Below are 15,644 nucleotides of genomic sequence, written 5' to 3'. Positions count from 1 at the left end.
ACCACCGACATTCACGCCCCAAAACCGCCCCTGATTACCCCAGATCAACGCCATATTCCAATCTCCCGATACAGCGCAGATCGGTCGCCCAGCCGGCGCACGCAGACAGCGTCAAGGATGACCGCGCGAGCCGGAAGCAGGAGCGAGGCAGAAGAGGACCAAAGAAGGAGGACGAAAACGAGAACGAGAAGCGGGAGAAGCGAGCAACTAGTGAACAGAGGTAACAATGTAGTAACCTCACAAACATGCAACCGCTGTTCGTCGACCGCCTGCTGCTGATCGCAGATCTCTTCCAGAGAGACATGGTGCGGGCTTTCGCCGGCACCGGCCTCACGACAGCGCGGGTGCACCTGCTGTGGGCACTCCAGCACGCCGGGCCGTCCACCCAGCAGACGCTCGCGCAGCTCTGCGACGTCACCCCTCGCAACATCACCGGGCTCGTCGATGCCCTCGAGAAGTCGGGGCATGTCCGCCGCACTCCGCACCCGACCGACCGACGCGCCGTCCTGGTCGAGCTGACCGGCGCCGCCACCGAGACGATGACGCGGATGCAGGAGGAGCACGAACAGCTCAACGCGACGCTGCTGGCCGCGATCGCTCCGGCAGACCGCGCCGCCGTCGAGCGCGGAGTGTCCGCCGTCGCCGCTCATCTCGAGCACCTCGTCACGGCAGCGGCCGCCGAATCCGAGGATGCGCCATGACCGAGCATCTGCAGACGACCGCTCTGAGACCGACCGCGATCGCCCGCATCCTCAACCTCCTCCATCGCGCGTGGATCGCCGAGCTGCGCGTCTACTCGAGCATCGCTCGTGCGATCGCCCGCCGCCCTGCCGTCCCGCAGGGCGGCACCGGAATCGGCTACCACCGCCCCGTGCTCACGGTGCTGTTCATCTTCATCGGCCTCTCAGCGGTCGAGATCCCGATCCTCGACCTGATCGTGCACCAGTGGCCGGCCGTGCGCATCACACTGCTGGTGCTCGGCATCTGGGGTGTCACCTGGATGATCGGCCTGCTGTGCGCGATGCTCATGCGTCCGCACGCCGTGGGCCCCGACGGCGTCCGAGTGCGCAGCGGACTCGAACTCGACGTGCCGATCGGCTGGGACGATATCGCGTCCATCGCGATCCACCGCCGAGTCGACGAGCCCAAGCAACCTCGCATCACCGGTTCGGAATACGCCGAGCGGATGCAGGATGAGACCAACGTCGAGATCGAGCTCGAGCGCCCGGTCGCGATCCGGCTACCGGGTCTCGCGCCGAAGGGCGGGACCCACCGCGTCGACCGCATCCGGCTGTGGGCCGATGATCCTCGCGCCTTCCTCGACGCCGCTCGCCCGTTTCTGACAGCGACCTGATCAGTCGAGACCGCGCTCGGCGAGCCACTGCTTCGCGACGAGCACCGTTGCAGCTCAGAAGATCGGCGACGACGTCACGGCGCTGCGGCGAGGCACGACACTGCCGGCCAGGATACCGAGCGCGACGGCGACCATCGTCGACACGGTCGCCACGATGGTGTTGAGGCTGCCGGCTCCGGTATCGATGGCGGCGACGTTGAGAAGCCAGAACACGACGAGACGATGATCGCCGTCGGGAGCACGATGACCTCGGCGCCGCACGAGCAGGAGAAGCACCGCGGCACCCGCGAGCACCGCTGCTGCGACACCCGAGGACACGTCCATCGGGGTCGGAGGTCAGCCGATCAGCGAGAGTCGCGCTTCGCCTGTCTGCGAGCGCCCTGCGCACGACTGGAGGCATCTCGCTTCACACCGCCGGTCGTCTGCTGGTGCTCTCGCATGCGGCCCGCTGACCCTCCTTGGTCGAGCGGCGCGTCTGATCCGGGACCACTCCACTTGCCCTCACGGGCTCGAGCCAGTCGCTCGTCCTTGAGCGCCTCCGCCTCTTCGTGCGCCACTCGCGCGAGCTCCGCGCTGATCAGAGAGAGCGCCTCCTCGAACACGTACGCGCGCCCTCTGGCCTTGTCCGAGCCTGCGGCTGCGGCTCCACGACCACCCGCCTGCTCGACCCGCTCGGCCGCGCCGCGGCGATAGTTCGTCGTGTGCTTGTTGCGTGCCCGCCGGATCCGTTTGTGCAGCGCGAGCAGGCCATCCTCGTCGAGCTCTGCGAGCCGATCCGGCTCGAGCTCGCGGATGAGGTCGCGCTCTTTGTCCTTCAGAACCCACAAGTACTGTTCCATCTCGTGCTCCTTCGGTCGAGGCTCCCCATCGCCGCTCGTGCAACCGAGTATGCAGCCGGAGGGCGCCGAGCGCCAGGGGTTCTTGCGCCCTGGAAACCGGTCGCATCGGCATCTATCCCCCGGCACCCGAGAGGGACTATCTTGAGCGCATCACGTGCGTCGAGGCGCGCGATGACCGAGGACAGGTGAGGGATCGCCGGCTCACCCGTCGTGCATGACCGAGAGGACCGCATGATGAGTACCGCACCGTCCACATCGACGAAGACCTCCTGGCTGCCCCTCATCGTGGTCGTGCTGACCCAGATCCAGGCGTCGTTCGCCGTCAACGCCCTCACCGTGTCGATGGCGGGAATCACGACCGACCTCGACACCCCCGCCACATCCGTGGGCACGGCGATCACCGCGGGGACCTTCGCCATGGCCGCCTTCATCCTCCTCGGAGCCAAGGTCGGCGCCCGCTTCGGAACGCGCGGTGTGTTCCAGATCGCCGTCGCCGTGCATGCCGCCGCGATGGCCGGGGTCGCCCTGTCGCTGAGCCCCGCGATGCTCTTCATCGCTCAGGCGTCATCCGGAGCGGTGATCGCGCTCATCGCCCCCGCACTCACCGTGTTCATCGCGACCAATTACCAGGGCGACCGCCAGGCGAAAGCGATCGGACTGCTCGCGGCGGCCATCCCGCTCGCCGGCATCCTCGCCCTGCTGCTCGCCGGCTGGTTCGCAGAGACCATCGGATGGCGCTGGTCGTTCGCCCTGATGGTGGCGCTCGGCGCGCTCAACCTGCTGCTCAGCTTCCGGGTGCCGAAGGTGCCCGCACAGAAGAACCTCTCGATCGACTGGGCAGGTGCGTCCATCGCCGCGACCGCGGTCATCCTCCTGAGCTTCGGCTTCTCCGGTCTCAACTCCTGGGGCCTCTGGGAGGCCACCGAGCAGGCACCGTTCGCGGTGCTCGGCGTCTCGCCTGCTCCCCTGCTCGTGATCGCCGGACTGATCGCGGGCCAGCTCTTCTTCGTCTGGATCCGCACTCGCCAGCAGAAGAAGCAGGCTCGTATCTTCGATCTGAGGGTGCTCGCGAGCAGCACCGAGCTGGCGATCACCGCGTGCATGGCCATCATGCTGTTCGTCGGCACGGCCGCGAACTTCCTCATCCCCCTCTACATGCAGGTCGTACAGGGGCTGACGGGCATCCAGACGTCCTTCTCGATCATCCCGTACACGATCTCGATCTTCCTCGCGTCGACCTTCGTCGCCTACCTGTACAAGTCGTTCCCGCCTCGGATCCTCGGTGCCGCCGGGTTCGTGGTGGTGGCTGCCGCGCTGACCCTCATCGCCTTCACCGTGGGCGGCTCCTGGGGCCAGGTCTTCATCGTCATCGGGCTGGTGCTGCTCGGCCTCGGACAGGGATCCATCGTCGCCCTGGTGTTCAACACCCTGCTCTCGTCCGCCCCGAAGGAGCTCGCGGGCGACGTGGGCGCCTGGCGCGGACTGGTGCACAATCTCTCGGGATCGATCGGCATCGCCGTCGCGAGCGCCTTCGCCGTGGCTCTGCTCGCCTCGTCAGTGGCGACGGCCGCGGATGAGCACCCCGAGATCTCGGCGGAGCTGATCAGCGAGGTCAACATCGACAACGCCGATTTCCTCACCAACTCCCAGCTCGAGGAGGTCCTCGCCGGCACCTCGGCGACCGACGCCGAGACCGCTGCGGCGATGGAGATCAACGAGGCCGCCCGACTGCGCGCACTGCAGCTGTCGCTGCTCGCGCTCGCCGGGCTCGCCCTGCTCGCCATCGTGCCCGCCACCCGGATGCCGGGGCGTATCGCCGGCGAGCTGCCGACGCGGCTCGAGCCGGACGACAACGACCTGATCGACGAGACCGTGCCCCTCAACCCGCTCGCTGAGCATCCCCCCACCAGCACCGGCACCGGCACCGGCGCCAGCTCCAGCACCAGCACCAGCACCAGCACCAGCACCAGCACCAGCACCGACGCGAACGGAAGACCCTCGACATGACTCGCAGTCCGAACAAGCTCATCCCCGTCGACTTCCCGACCCTCCCCGGCCTCGACGCGCTCGAGGGGGTGACCCTCGGAACCGACGGAGACGTCGACGTGATCGGGTACGGGGTCCACTCCGACGCCGAGGTGCCCGACGGCGTCGCGCTGTCTCGCGAGGCGCTGGTCCGCGCGGGCTTCGATTCGCAGGTGGGCGAGACGCTCACCGTGCCTCAGCCCGATGGCCCCGATGTGATCGTGGTGGGATTGGGCGAGACGGAGCGGCTCACCCCGGCAGTCCTGCGCGACGCGAGCGCCGCGTTCGCCAGGGCGAGCTCGAGACGGGGATCCCTCCGTCTCATCCTGCCTCCCGGGCGGCTCCCCCTCGACGCCGACGGCCTGCAGGCCGCCTACGAGGGGATGCTGCTCGCGCGCTACCGCTACACGCCACTGAAGGCGAAGCCGAAGGACGCCCCCCTGACGGCCGTCTCGGTCGTGATCGGCGACACCCCCGCAGAGCACACGGAGAGCGCCGTCGCGCGCGCAGCGGTCGCCGTCAGGGCCGCCGTGATCGCACGGGACCTCGCGAACACACCACCAGGGCATCTCACCGCCACTGACATGGGCGACATCGCGGTGCGACTCGGCGAGCGCTTCGGCTTCGAGGTGCAGCTGTTCGACAAGGCCGCCCTGATCGAGCTCGGCTGCGGCGGGCTGCTCGGGGTGAATCAGGGCAGCGTCGAAGAGCCGCGCATGATCAGGCTGCACTATGTTCCCGCCGGCGCTCGAACCGGCCACCTCGGCCTCATCGGCAAGGGCATCATGTACGACTCGGGCGGGATCAGCCTCAAGCCCTCCGACCCCATGCACCTGCTCATGAAGATGGACATGGGCGGCGCAGCGGTGGTGCTCGGCGCCTTCACCGGATTCCAGGAGACAGGGGTGACTGCGGAGGTGACCGGATGGCTCATGTGCACCGACAACATGCCCTCCGGCACGTCCTACAAACTCGGCGACGTGCTCACCGCGCGCGGGGGAACGACCATCGAGGTGAAGAACACCGACGCGGAGGGGCGTCTGGTGATGTCCGACGCGTTCGTCCTCGCAGACGAGGCGGGAGTGGACGCCATCGTCGACATCGCGACCCTCACCGGTGCGGCACTCATGGCGCTGGGAACCGCGACGGCGCCCGTGTTCGCGAACGACGACGATCTGGTCGAGGCCGTGCTCGCGGCATCGGCGTCGACAGGCGAGCCGCTCTGGCGCATGCCCCTCGAGCAGAAGTACCGCTCGCAGCTCGACTCCGACATCGCCGACATCGCGAATCTCGGCGGCCCCTATGCCGGCGCCACCACCGCGGCGCTCTTCCTCGAGCACTTCGTCGACGACACCCCCTGGGCGCACATCGACATCGCCGGCACCATGCAGTCCGACGGCGACGACGCATGGCGGTCGAAGGGCGCCACAGGATTCGGGGCACGCCTGCTGCTCGACACCGCCGCCGGCTTCAGGAGCGGCTCGTGACGACGACCTACGACGGACGCTAGGGGTCGCGCATGGACCCCGTGGTCGCCACGCTCGGCATCCTGGCTCTGGCCGTGGTGGCCTTCGTCAGCAACCGCGTCCCGCTGGGCGTCGTGGCCATCGGCGTCTCGCTCGCGCTGTACTTCACCGGGGTGCTGGCACTGCCTGAGGCTCTCGCGGGCTTCGGAGACCCGACCGTCATCTTCATCGCGTCGCTGTTCATCGTGAGCGATTCGCTCGACGCGACGGGGGTGACCGCCTGGGCAGGGCAGAAGGTGATCGCGCATGCGGGCACGCGGCGCTCGCTGCTCCTCATCGTGGTGTGCCTGCTCGTCGCCGTGCTCACCGCCCTGATCAGCGTCAACGGCGCGGTCGCCGCCCTGCTGCCCCTCGTCGTGGTCGTGGCGACCCGCGCCAGGATCGCCCCCTCTCAGCTGCTCCTGCCGCTCGCGTTCGCCGCGCACGCGGGCTCGATGCTGGCTCTCACCGGCACCCCGGTGAACATCATCGTGTCTGACCTGGCCTCCGAGAACGGCGGCCGCGCGTTCGGCTTCTTCGAGTTCGGGCTCGTCGGCATCCCGCTCGTCATGGGTGTCGTGGTCATCATGCTGCTGTTCGGCACGAAGCTGCTGCCGCACCGGACGGCGGCAGCGATGCCTCCCGACCTCCGCCTGCTCGCCAGCGCCCTGCGATCCCAGTACGGGGTCACCACCGACACCGACTCGCTGCTGGCCGCAGGGCGCGGCATCACCGAGGTGGTCGTGCCCCCTCGTTCCGCATTGATCGGGCTGCACGTGTTCGCCGGAATGACCACGCCCAGCGGCGATCTCGTGATCCTCGGCGCACGACGCGGCGAGGATCACCTCGACGGAGCAGACGTCACACTGCGTGCGGGCGACGCGCTGCTGCTGCAGGGCGCGTGGGACGACCTCGCTCGCCATACGGGCGGCCGCGACGTGCTCGCCGTCGATGCGACCGACGAGCTGCGGCGCGGCGTCCCTCTCGGCCGAGGGTGGGTGCGCGCCGTGGTCATCCTGGTCGCGATGGTCGCGCTGCTCGCCACCGGGGTCGTCCCAGCCGCCGTCGCCGCTCTGCTCGCGGCAGCCGCCCTCGTCGTCACCCGCACGGTGACGGCGACTCAGGCGTATCGCTCGGTCTCCTGGACGACCGTCGTGCTGATCGCAGGGATGATCCCGCTGTCGACCGCGTTCACCACGACGGGGACGGCCGACATCGTCGCCGATTGGCTGCTCGGGTTCGTCGGCGGGTTCGGCCCCCACGTGGCATTGCTGACCATCTGCCTGCTCACCATCCTGCTGGGGCAGATGGTGAGCAACACCGCCACGGTGCTCATCGTGGCGCCCATCGCGGTCTCGGTCGCGGCGAGCCTCGGCACCTCCGTGCAGCCGTTCATGATGGCCCTCGCGGTGGCCGGTGCGGCGTCGTTCCTCACCCCCGTCGCAACGCCCGCGAACCTCATGGTGATGGAGCCCGGCGGATACCGATTCGGCGATTACTGGAAGCTCGGCCTCCCCCTCGCGGCGCTGTTCCTCGTCGTCGCGACAGGGCTCGTGCCTGTCATCTGGCCGTTCTGACCCCGCACCCGACCGACGCGGCCACGGGGTCTCGAGAGTGCGGGCCTCAGCGCGCGATGCGCAGCGTTCGCACCTCGAACGGCCGCAGACGCAGCTCCTCACCCACGCGACCGTCGTCCAGTTCGTCCTCGATCAGCGAGACCTCGCGGATCTCACTGTGCTCGAAGTCGGCGGCGAGCGACCCGACCGCACGGCGCCCGAGCGCTTCATAGAGGCGCACGATCACGTCGCCCGAGCCGTCGTCGGCGAGCTTCACCCCCGAGACCACGATGCCCTCGCCCTCGACGGTCACGAGCGGCGCGACCTCACGAGCGCCGCGCACCAGTGTCGGCAGCGAGTTGAGCCGGATGCCCTCGGCGGTCGCGATCGCAGCATCCGCGCCGACCACGAAGCCGATCTCGATCTGGTGGTGGCCGTGATCGGTGTCGGGGTCGGGGAACCGCGGCGCCCGCAGCAGCGAGAGTCGCACCGTGGTCGTGACGGCGTCATCCGACACTTCCCGCGAGGTGTCGTAGCCGTAGATCGAGTCGTTCACGAGCGCGACGCCGAAGTCCTGCTCCCGCACCAGCACGAACCGGTGCATCGAGGTCTCGAACTTCGCCGCCTCCCAGCTGGTGTTCGTGTGCGTCACCCGCGACTGGTAGCCGAACTGCGTCTCGGCCTCGGTGTGCGTCGCCTGGACGTCGAGCGGGAACGCGAGCTTGAGCAGCTTCTCGGTCTCGTGCCAGTCGATGTCGTTCCGCAGCATCACCGTGCGCTGTCCCGGCGCCAGGGTGATGGTCTGCTCGATCGTCGACTCCGAGAACGACCGGATCACGACGACGGATGCGGTGCCGTCGACCACGGATGCCGAGATCGAGTCGACCGCGGTGAGGTCGTCGACCCGGTTGCGGTAGTACTTGTCGATGTCCCACGCGTCCCACATGTTGGGGAAGTCCTGGTGCAGCTGGAACAGGTTCGCCGCGCGCCCCTCGGCCACCGCCTCTCGGCCCGTCGTCTTGTCGACCGCCGAGACGATGAGCCCCTCGGCGGAGATCAGCACGGAGACCAGCTCGTTCTCGAGGCGCCACCCGCCGTCTTCTCCGGAGAGCAGGACGGATGCCGGGGCAGGCGCCTCGACGAAGCCCGCCCCGAGCGCGCGGCCACCGCCGCCGAAGCCGCCGACGCCACCGCCGCCGCCACCGACGCCGACGGAGGTCGGCACGAAGCGCAGCTCGCGATCGCCCTCGCCCGCGAGCGAGCGCCGAGCGGCGACGGAGATCTTCTCCGCATCCGACAGCACGTTCGTGAGAACCTCGACGGCCTCGCGGTGCACCCAGGCGATCGACGTGCCGGGCAGGATGTCGTGGAACTCATGCAGCAGCACGGTCTCCCACAGTCGGTCGAACTCGGCCTGCGGATACGCGGCGCCGGTGCGCACGGCATCCGTCGCGGCCCACAGCTCGGCCTCGACGAGCGCGTGCTCGGCCCAGCGGTGCAGCGCCTTCGTGGCGCGCTGGCTGGTGAGGGTTCCACGGTGCAGCTCGAGATAGAGCTCGCCGACCCACACGGCCGGGTCGGGCAGCTCGGCGCGGGCCGCCTCGAAGAAGGTGTCCGGGTGCTCCCACACGACCCGCGCGCTGCCCTCGAGATTCTCGAGGCGCTTCGCCTTGCCGGTCATCTCACGCGTGGTCCCGCCGCCGCCGTCACCCCAGCCCACCGGGGCGATCGACCGCGAGGTCACGCGGTTCTCCTTGAACTGGCGGGCGGCCTTGGCGACCTCCATGCCGCTGAGCTGCGAGTTGTAGGTGTCCATCGAGGGGAAGTGCGTGAACACCCGCGACCCGTCGATGCCCTCCCAGAGGAAGGAGTGGTGCGGGAAGACGTTCTGCTGGTTCCACGAGATCTTCTGCGTGAAGAACCACTCGAATCCGGCCCGGCGCATGAGCTGCGGCAGCGCCGGCGAGTAGCCGAAGCTGTCGGGCAGCCACACGCCCTTCGAGCGGATGCCGAACTCGCGCTCGAAGAATCGCTGCCCGTAGGAGAACTGACGCACGAGCGACTCCCCCGTCGGCATCACGGTGTCGGACTCGACCCACATGCCGCCGAGCGGCAGGAAGCGCCCCTCGGCGACGGCGGCCTTGACCCTGGTGTACACCTCGGGACGGTGCTCCTTGAGCCACGCGTACTGCTGTGCGCTCGACATGCCGTAGAGGAAGTCGGGCTGCTCGTCGATCAGCGTCGTCATCGACGAAGTGGTTCTGGCCACCTTGCGGATCGTCTCGCGCACCGGCCACAGCCAGGCGGAATCGATGTGCGCGTGGCCGATCGCCGAGATGCGGTGAGCGCTGGCCTCGGCGGGCGCTGCGAGCACACCGGCGAGGCGTGCGCGGGCATCGGATGCCGTCTGCACGATGCGCTGCAGATCGAGCACGTCGAGGGCGTCGTCCATGGCCTGCAGGATCTGCATGCGTCGCGGCGAGGTCGCCGGCAGCTCGGCCTGCAGCTCGAACAGCACCTCGAGGTCGAGCGACAGCTCGAACACCTCCTGCTCGAAGACGGCGAGGTCGATGCGGCGGGTGCGATAGAGCGGCTCGCGGGACGACGTCCGGATGTCGCCCTCCTGCGTCGGCAGGAAGGGGTGGTAGTCGAGCAGCACCGGGTTGGCTGCCGCCTCGAGGTACAGCTCGACGGGCTCGTCGCCGTGCGCATCCTCGGTGATCGGCAGCCACTGGTTGCGCGGGTTGATGCTCTTGACCGGGCTGCCGTCAGCCCGGTAGACGAGCGCCTCGCACTGGAAGCCGGGCATGTTGATGTCGAATCCGAGGTCGATGACGGCCTCGACCCGACGGCCGGCCCACTCGGTGGGCACCCGTCCGGTGATCTTGAACCAGGTCGTCGACCAGGCAGGGCCCCACATGCTCGGCACGGATGCCGGCGTGAACTCGAGAGCGAGTCCCTCGGAAGGACTGACCGGCTCACCCGGGAGCTGGTTCACCTCGATCGTGAGGGGCACGGACGCGGAGTGGACCGCCGGGCGGATGCGCTCGTCGAGCACCCGCTTGACGCGGCCGACGGTGAGCGAGGTGTCGTCATGCATGCGGTGATCTCCATCGAAGCCGGGTTTCTCAGCCTAATTTACTAAAGCGGTATAGCACCGTTCGGAGAATCGCGTTAGAGTCTGTGCACCGACCCCTGAAAGGACAGCGATGCCGACGTCTGCCGCACCACTTCGCTTCGGCGCGAACTACACGCCCCGCTCCCAGTGGATGCACGCCTGGATGTCACTCGACCTCGATGAGGTGCGCCGCGACTTCGCCGCGCTCGCCGAACTGGGGCTCGATCACCTGCGGATCTTCCCCCTGTGGACCGTGCTGCAACCGAACCGCACGCTGATCCGTGACGAGTCCGTCGATGACGTGCGTGCGGTGGTCGACGTCGCCGCCGAGTTCGGGCTCGACGCGAGCGTCGACGTGATCCAGGGTCACCTGTCGAGCTTCGACTTCATCCCGTCGTGGCTGTTCACGTGGCACGACAAGAACATGTTCACGCACCCGGACGCCCTGAGCGGCCAGATCGAACTCGTCACTCGTCTGGGAGAACGACTCGGCGACGCCGACAACTTCCTGGGATTCACACTCGGCAACGAGACGAATCAGTTCTCGGCGCGGACCCATCCCTCCCCGTGGCCGGTGACCGAGACCGAGGCGGCGAACTGGATCACCACGCTTCTGGATGCCGCGCACAGTGCGGCGCCTCGGCAGCAACACGTGCACAGCGAGTACGACGCGGCCTGGTACATGGACGGCCACGGGTTCACCCCGGCGCTCGCGTCGCGCCTCGGCGACATCACGACCGTGCACTCGTGGATCTTCAACGGCACCGCCCAGAAGTACGGCGGCCGCTCCGTGGCATCCGACCGTCACGCCGAGTACATGATCGAACTCGCCCGTGCGTTCACGACCGAACCGGGAAAGCCGATCTGGTTGCAGGAGGTCGGCGCCCCGTCGAACTGTCTGACACCGGAGCAGACTCCCGACTTCCTCGAAGCCACCCTGCGATCGGTCGTGAGGACCGACGACCTCTGGGGTGTCACATGGTGGTGCTCGCACGACGTGAGCCGGAGTCTTGCGGACTTCCCCGAGCTCGAGTACACCCTGGGCCTGGTCGACCAGAACGGCGAGGCGAAGCCGATCGGCCGCAGGTTCGCCGAGCTGATCCCTGAGTTGCGGGAACGACGCACGACGCCGCCGCGCACTCTCGGGATCGTGGTCGAGGTGGACGACGCCGAGACTCCCGTGAGTCGCGGCGCCATGAGCCCCGGCGGCTCGATCTTCCAGGCCTGGGTCGATGCGTGCGAGGCCGGGGTCGACCCCGCATTCGTCACGTCGAAGGATGCCGAGGATCCGTCCGCACTCACGGCTCGCGGCATCACGGAGCTCGTGCGCCCCACCGTCGAACCGTGGTCGTACGAGTCGCAGAACACGGTGGTCGAGCACCGGGCGCAGTAGCCCGAGCCCGCGACCCGCACCTCGGTTCGAGGGCGGGCCTCAGTGCGCTCGCGCCGTGCTCTCCCGCACCGACAGCACAGGCGCCGAGCCGCTGCGGTCGGGAAGCGGCGCGGATGCGGCGATCTGGTCGATCAGGAAGTTCGCGGCAGCTGCTCCGAGCCCGAAGGTGTCCCTCGTCATGGCCGTGATCGAGGGACGCACGAGCGCGGCCACCGTCGAATCGTCGAACGACGCGATCGACAGGTCGGCGGGCACGGCGAGACGGCGCTCCTGCGCGGCGCGTAGGCCGGCGATCGCCATCACATCACTGTCGAAGACGACAGCGCTCGGCGACACCTCGTCGGCGAGCAGCCGGGCGAGTGCTGCGGACGCTGCGGCCGGTGATGAGTCGGTCGGGATCACCGTGCCGGCGACACCCTCGACCGCCAGCTCCCACAGAGCCTCGGCGCGCAGCCTGGTGTGCTGGAACTCGGCCGGCCCCGAGACGTACGCTATGCGGCGGTGACCGAGACCGACCAGGTGCTCGAACAGCGTGTGCGCGACCCGCTCGTCATCGACCTGCAGAGTCGCAGGATGGTCGGGCTCGGAGCGGAGACTGCCGATGACGACAGCAGGCAGCGCGAGATCGCGCAGCGCCGGCATCCGCGGATCATCGTCCCGGGGATCGATCACGACCACCCCGTCGACCTGGTGCGAGCTGCGCCAGCGCCGATAGGTCGCGATCTCTTCGTCGATCGAGGGCACGAGCGCCGTCTGCAGCGCGAGGTGGTGCGGCGCGAGAGCCGACTGCACGCCGGCCGTGAGATCGATGAAGAACGCTTCGGCACCGAGAGTGCGGGCAGGTCGGTTCACCGCGAATCCGATGACCCCGGAACGTGCACCCGCCAGCGCGCGAGCCGTCGAGCTGGGCAGCCAATCGTGCTGCGCCGCGACCTCGAGGATGCGGGCGCGCGTCTCTGCACTCACCCCCGGGCGACCGTTCAGAGCGAACGAGACCGCACCGGGCGAGACCCCGGCGAGGCGCGCGATGTCGCTGATCGTCACGCGTCTCGCCGGGCTCATCCCTTCACTGTAATGACCTGCCGAGCGGAGCCCGCAGCACCCGCCCCTCCCTGACTCTCCGCAGTCGGTCCCCGGTCAGATGTTCACGTCTCCGACCACGTTGACCTTGATGCCCATGCCGGCGAACATCGCGGCCTTGGCGATCAGCGCCCTGTCGGCCGTCTCGGCATCCGGTGCGTAGACGAGCTGCGCGTGATTGGCCTTGTGGCGAGCCATGAACTGGTCGCGCGAGACGCCGTGCAGCACCACGTGCGCGATCGGCCACTCGGGGTTCGTCGCGTCTTTTCGGCGCTGGGTCTCTGCGTCCGGCAGGTCGACGACGGATGCGCGGAAGATGTCGGCCTGCAGGATGCCGTCGGCGATGAACACCCGCGACAGCACGATCTCTCCGGGCTTCGAGACGCCGTTGATCGTGGCCCCGCCCGCGGGGAAGAAGACATGACCCTGGCGCCACCCCTCGGCGTTCTGCCATCCACCGAGGTGCGAGGCCGGCACGGAGCCCGAGATCTCGTAGACCCAGACGAACTCTCCGTCGAAGTCCTCGCCCCAGCGCACATCATGCAGCGTGTTGTCGGGCACCAGGCCCATCGCCCGCCACACCCGGTCGGTGACGAGCGCGTCGACCGCGACCCCCTCGTCGGCCTCGTTGAAGTGCGGGAACGCACGCCCCTCGTGCAGCACGCGCGAGCCGTCGCGCGACGTCACGGGCGGGCGCTCGGTCGAGTTCAGGATGCCCTCGGCGAGATCGGATGCCGGCACCAGGTCCTTCAGGCCCTGCTGGTACTGGATGCCGACGGCGTCGAGCCCGAAGTCATCGGCGATGCGGAGCGCGGCGATGTACATCTTCAGCTGCCACTGCACCTGCTCGCGGGTCAGCTCGGTCTCGGCATCCTCGCCGTAGCGGAACGTCATGCCGGCGTCGATGAGCCAGTCATAGGCGGCATCCGCCTCCTCGTCGCCGACCTCGAGCATCTCGGCGTACAGAGCCGACTGCGAGAGGCGCTCCTTGTAGATGCCGGTCCTGTTGAGCAGCTCGTCGTCGAAGATGGCGTTGTACATGCCCATGCACCCCTCGTCGAAGACGCCGATGATGGCCTTCTCAGCGCGCAGCTCAGCGGCGAGCGCCTCACCCAGCTGCTTCTCGGGGCTGTCGGGGAGCTCGGGCAGGGGGCGCACATGTGACGCGTCGTGCGTGATCGAGCCGGTCTCGGTCCACTCTTCGATGCCGCTCCTGAACCAGTCGTCGGTGAAGTCGACCGACCAGATCGTGGCATACGGCTTGTCCATCTTGGTGAGGCCAGCGTTCAGGCCGAGGAGTCCGACGAGGCCCGGCCAGTCGCCCGCGAAGTTCGCGACGGTGAGGATCGGGCCCTCGTGCGTCCGCAGCCCCGCGAGCACGTGGTGCGAGTACTGCCACACCGCCTCCGCCACGATGAGCGGAGCATCCGTCGGGATGTTCTTGAAGACCTCGAGCCCCATGCGCTGGCTCGAGATGAAGCCGTGGCCGGTGGCGGGGTCGACGTCGTTGGCGCGGATGACCGTCCAGCCGAGCTCTTCGAAGACGCGTGTGACGCCGGCCTCGAGCTCGACCTGCACGGGCCAGCCGCCGGTGTTCGCCGCTTCTCGCAGGTCACCGGACGCGATGAGGTACGCGGTCTTCGGCGCGGATGTCGGGCGGGGTGCCGGTGCCGGCAGGGTGTAGGTCATGACTCGCGTCCTCCTTGATCGCACGTGTTCTGCAACTGTACGTGAAATCGGTTTCATCCCGCAAGGGATGGGAGCGCCCCGTCAAGCCCTGATCGCGCCGGCCGGCAGGATCTCGCTCGGCAGAACCACCGTGCGCGGCGGCTGATCGTCGCCGCCGATGCGCTCGAGCAGCATCCGCGCCGCGGTGACTCCCATCTCGCGCGCCGGCAGTCGCACGACCGTCACCGCGGTGGGCGACAGAGTGGTGAAGGGCAGCGAACCGATCACAGCGACCCCGACCTGAGGCGGGGTCAGACCGTGTTCGGTCAGCACCTGAATCGCCCCCACGCCGATCAGGTTGTTGCCGGCCACCACCGCGTCGGGACGCTCCGGCAGCGCGAGCAGCTCCTCCATGGCAGCCCGTCCCCCGTCGACGCGGAAGGTGGCGAACCGCAGCAGCTCGTCGGCGGCGATCTCAGGAGCGCCGGTGGCGAGCGCCGTGCGCCAGCCCGCGGCACGCTCGGCGGCCGTGTCGATCCCCTCCGGACCGCCGATGTACGCGATCCTGCGGAATCCGGCGGCGAGCAGCCCCTCCGTGGCCGAAGCCCCGGCCTCGCGATTGGCCATCATGACGCCGTCGATGTCATAGACCGTATGACGGTCGACGGCGACGACGGGACGGCCCGTGTCGAGGATGACGTCGAGCCTCGTCCGCTCGGAAGCGGGAGCGATGATCACGCCGGACATGTGCTCGGCGATCGCGATCCGCAGGTACGTCGCCTCCTTCTCGACCTGCGAGTCGGAGTTGCAGAGCACGACCGAGAACCCGGCCTCCGACGCGACGTCCTCGACACCTCTCGCCATCTCGGTGAAGTACGGGTTCTCGATGTCGGGGATCACGAGCCCGATGACCTCGGAGCTCTGTCGTCGCAGGTTCCGCGCGGTGCGGTTCGGCGTGAAGCGCAGCTGCTCGGCAGCTCGGCGCACCGCCTCGACCTTCGCCGCAGAGACGGTGGTGCCGTTGAACACGCGGGAGACGGTGGCCGGTGAGACCTGAGCGAGCCGTGCGACGTCGTAGATCGTGGCCATCGGCATACTGTAACCGA

Annotated in this window: 12 protein-coding genes; 6 read left to right on the top strand and 6 right to left on the bottom strand. The window is 68.6% G+C overall.

Going from position 1 to position 15,644, the window contains the following annotated elements:
- Positions 1-245 precede the first annotated feature (245 nt).
- Both QMA07_RS14355 and QMA07_RS14350 read left to right on the top strand, forming a co-directional pair.
- On the top strand, positions 246-701 hold the full coding sequence (locus tag QMA07_RS14355) for a MarR family transcriptional regulator (RefSeq protein ID WP_290163004.1): 456 nt from the start codon (positions 246-248) through the stop codon (positions 699-701).
- Positions 698-1,354 (top strand): hypothetical protein, encoded by a 657-nt coding sequence (locus tag QMA07_RS14350; RefSeq protein ID WP_290163002.1) that lies wholly within the window; start codon positions 698-700, stop codon positions 1,352-1,354. Before QMA07_RS14355 ends, QMA07_RS14350 begins: the two co-directional genes overlap by 4 nt.
- 54 nt (positions 1,355-1,408) lie before the next feature.
- Here QMA07_RS14350 and QMA07_RS14345 read toward each other — a convergent pair whose 3' ends face one another.
- Entirely contained in the window at positions 1,409-1,678 is a 270-nt protein-coding gene (locus QMA07_RS14345) for a hypothetical protein (protein WP_290163000.1), read from the bottom strand.
- A gap of 20 nt (positions 1,679-1,698) precedes the next feature.
- A complete protein-coding gene (locus tag QMA07_RS14340; protein WP_290162998.1) occupies positions 1,699-2,193 on the bottom strand; it encodes a hypothetical protein in 495 nt (164 codons plus the stop codon).
- Positions 2,194-2,427: 234 nt separating this feature from the next.
- On the opposite strand from QMA07_RS14340, the gene QMA07_RS14335 reads away from it, so the two are divergent.
- From QMA07_RS14335 to QMA07_RS14325, 3 genes are read left to right on the top strand one after another with little or no spacing between them, the layout of a single operon-like run.
- On the top strand, positions 2,428-4,200 hold the full coding sequence (locus tag QMA07_RS14335) for an MFS transporter (RefSeq protein ID WP_290162996.1): 1,773 nt from the start codon (positions 2,428-2,430) through the stop codon (positions 4,198-4,200).
- Positions 4,197-5,705: a leucyl aminopeptidase gene (locus QMA07_RS14330; RefSeq protein ID WP_290162994.1), complete on the top strand. Its 1,509-nt coding sequence runs from the start codon at positions 4,197-4,199 to the stop codon at positions 5,703-5,705. The genes QMA07_RS14335 and QMA07_RS14330 overlap by 4 nt, the downstream gene beginning before the upstream one ends.
- A 32-nt stretch (positions 5,706-5,737) precedes the next feature.
- Positions 5,738-7,300, top strand: a complete 1,563-nt coding sequence (locus tag QMA07_RS14325) for an SLC13 family permease (RefSeq protein ID WP_290162992.1) — start codon at positions 5,738-5,740, stop codon at positions 7,298-7,300.
- Positions 7,301-7,346: 46 nt separating this feature from the next.
- Here the strand turns inward: QMA07_RS14325 and QMA07_RS14320 are convergent, their stop codons facing one another.
- A complete protein-coding gene (locus QMA07_RS14320) occupies positions 7,347-10,379 on the bottom strand; it encodes a glycoside hydrolase family 38 C-terminal domain-containing protein (RefSeq protein ID WP_290162990.1) in 3,033 nt (1,010 codons plus the stop codon).
- 109 nt (positions 10,380-10,488) lie between these two features.
- Between QMA07_RS14320 and QMA07_RS14315 the strand changes: the two genes are divergently transcribed.
- Positions 10,489-11,790, top strand: a complete 1,302-nt coding sequence (locus QMA07_RS14315; RefSeq protein ID WP_290162988.1) for a glycosyl hydrolase — start codon at positions 10,489-10,491, stop codon at positions 11,788-11,790.
- Between the two features lie 39 nt (positions 11,791-11,829).
- On the opposite strand, the gene QMA07_RS14310 is transcribed toward QMA07_RS14315, so the two are convergent.
- From QMA07_RS14310 to QMA07_RS14300, 3 genes are all read right to left on the bottom strand, one after another.
- Positions 11,830-12,852: a LacI family DNA-binding transcriptional regulator gene (locus QMA07_RS14310; RefSeq protein WP_290162986.1), complete on the bottom strand. Its 1,023-nt coding sequence runs from the start codon at positions 12,850-12,852 to the stop codon at positions 11,830-11,832.
- A 75-nt stretch (positions 12,853-12,927) separates the two neighbouring features.
- Positions 12,928-14,559, bottom strand: a complete 1,632-nt coding sequence (locus QMA07_RS14305; RefSeq protein ID WP_290162984.1) for a fucose isomerase — start codon at positions 14,557-14,559, stop codon at positions 12,928-12,930.
- Positions 14,560-14,640: 81 nt separating this feature from the next.
- The gene (locus QMA07_RS14300; RefSeq protein WP_290162982.1) at positions 14,641-15,627 is read right to left on the bottom strand and encodes a LacI family DNA-binding transcriptional regulator; all 987 of its coding nucleotides are present in this window, start codon (positions 15,625-15,627) and stop codon (positions 14,641-14,643) included.
- Positions 15,628-15,644 lie beyond the last annotated feature (17 nt).

The organism is Microbacterium sp. APC 3901 (genome assembly GCF_030407765.1).
In the GTDB taxonomy this organism is placed as follows: domain Bacteria; phylum Actinomycetota; class Actinomycetes; order Actinomycetales; family Microbacteriaceae; genus Microbacterium.
Note: the sequence above shows the minus strand (reverse complement) of the source record. Positions and strands in the feature narration are given on the sequence as shown.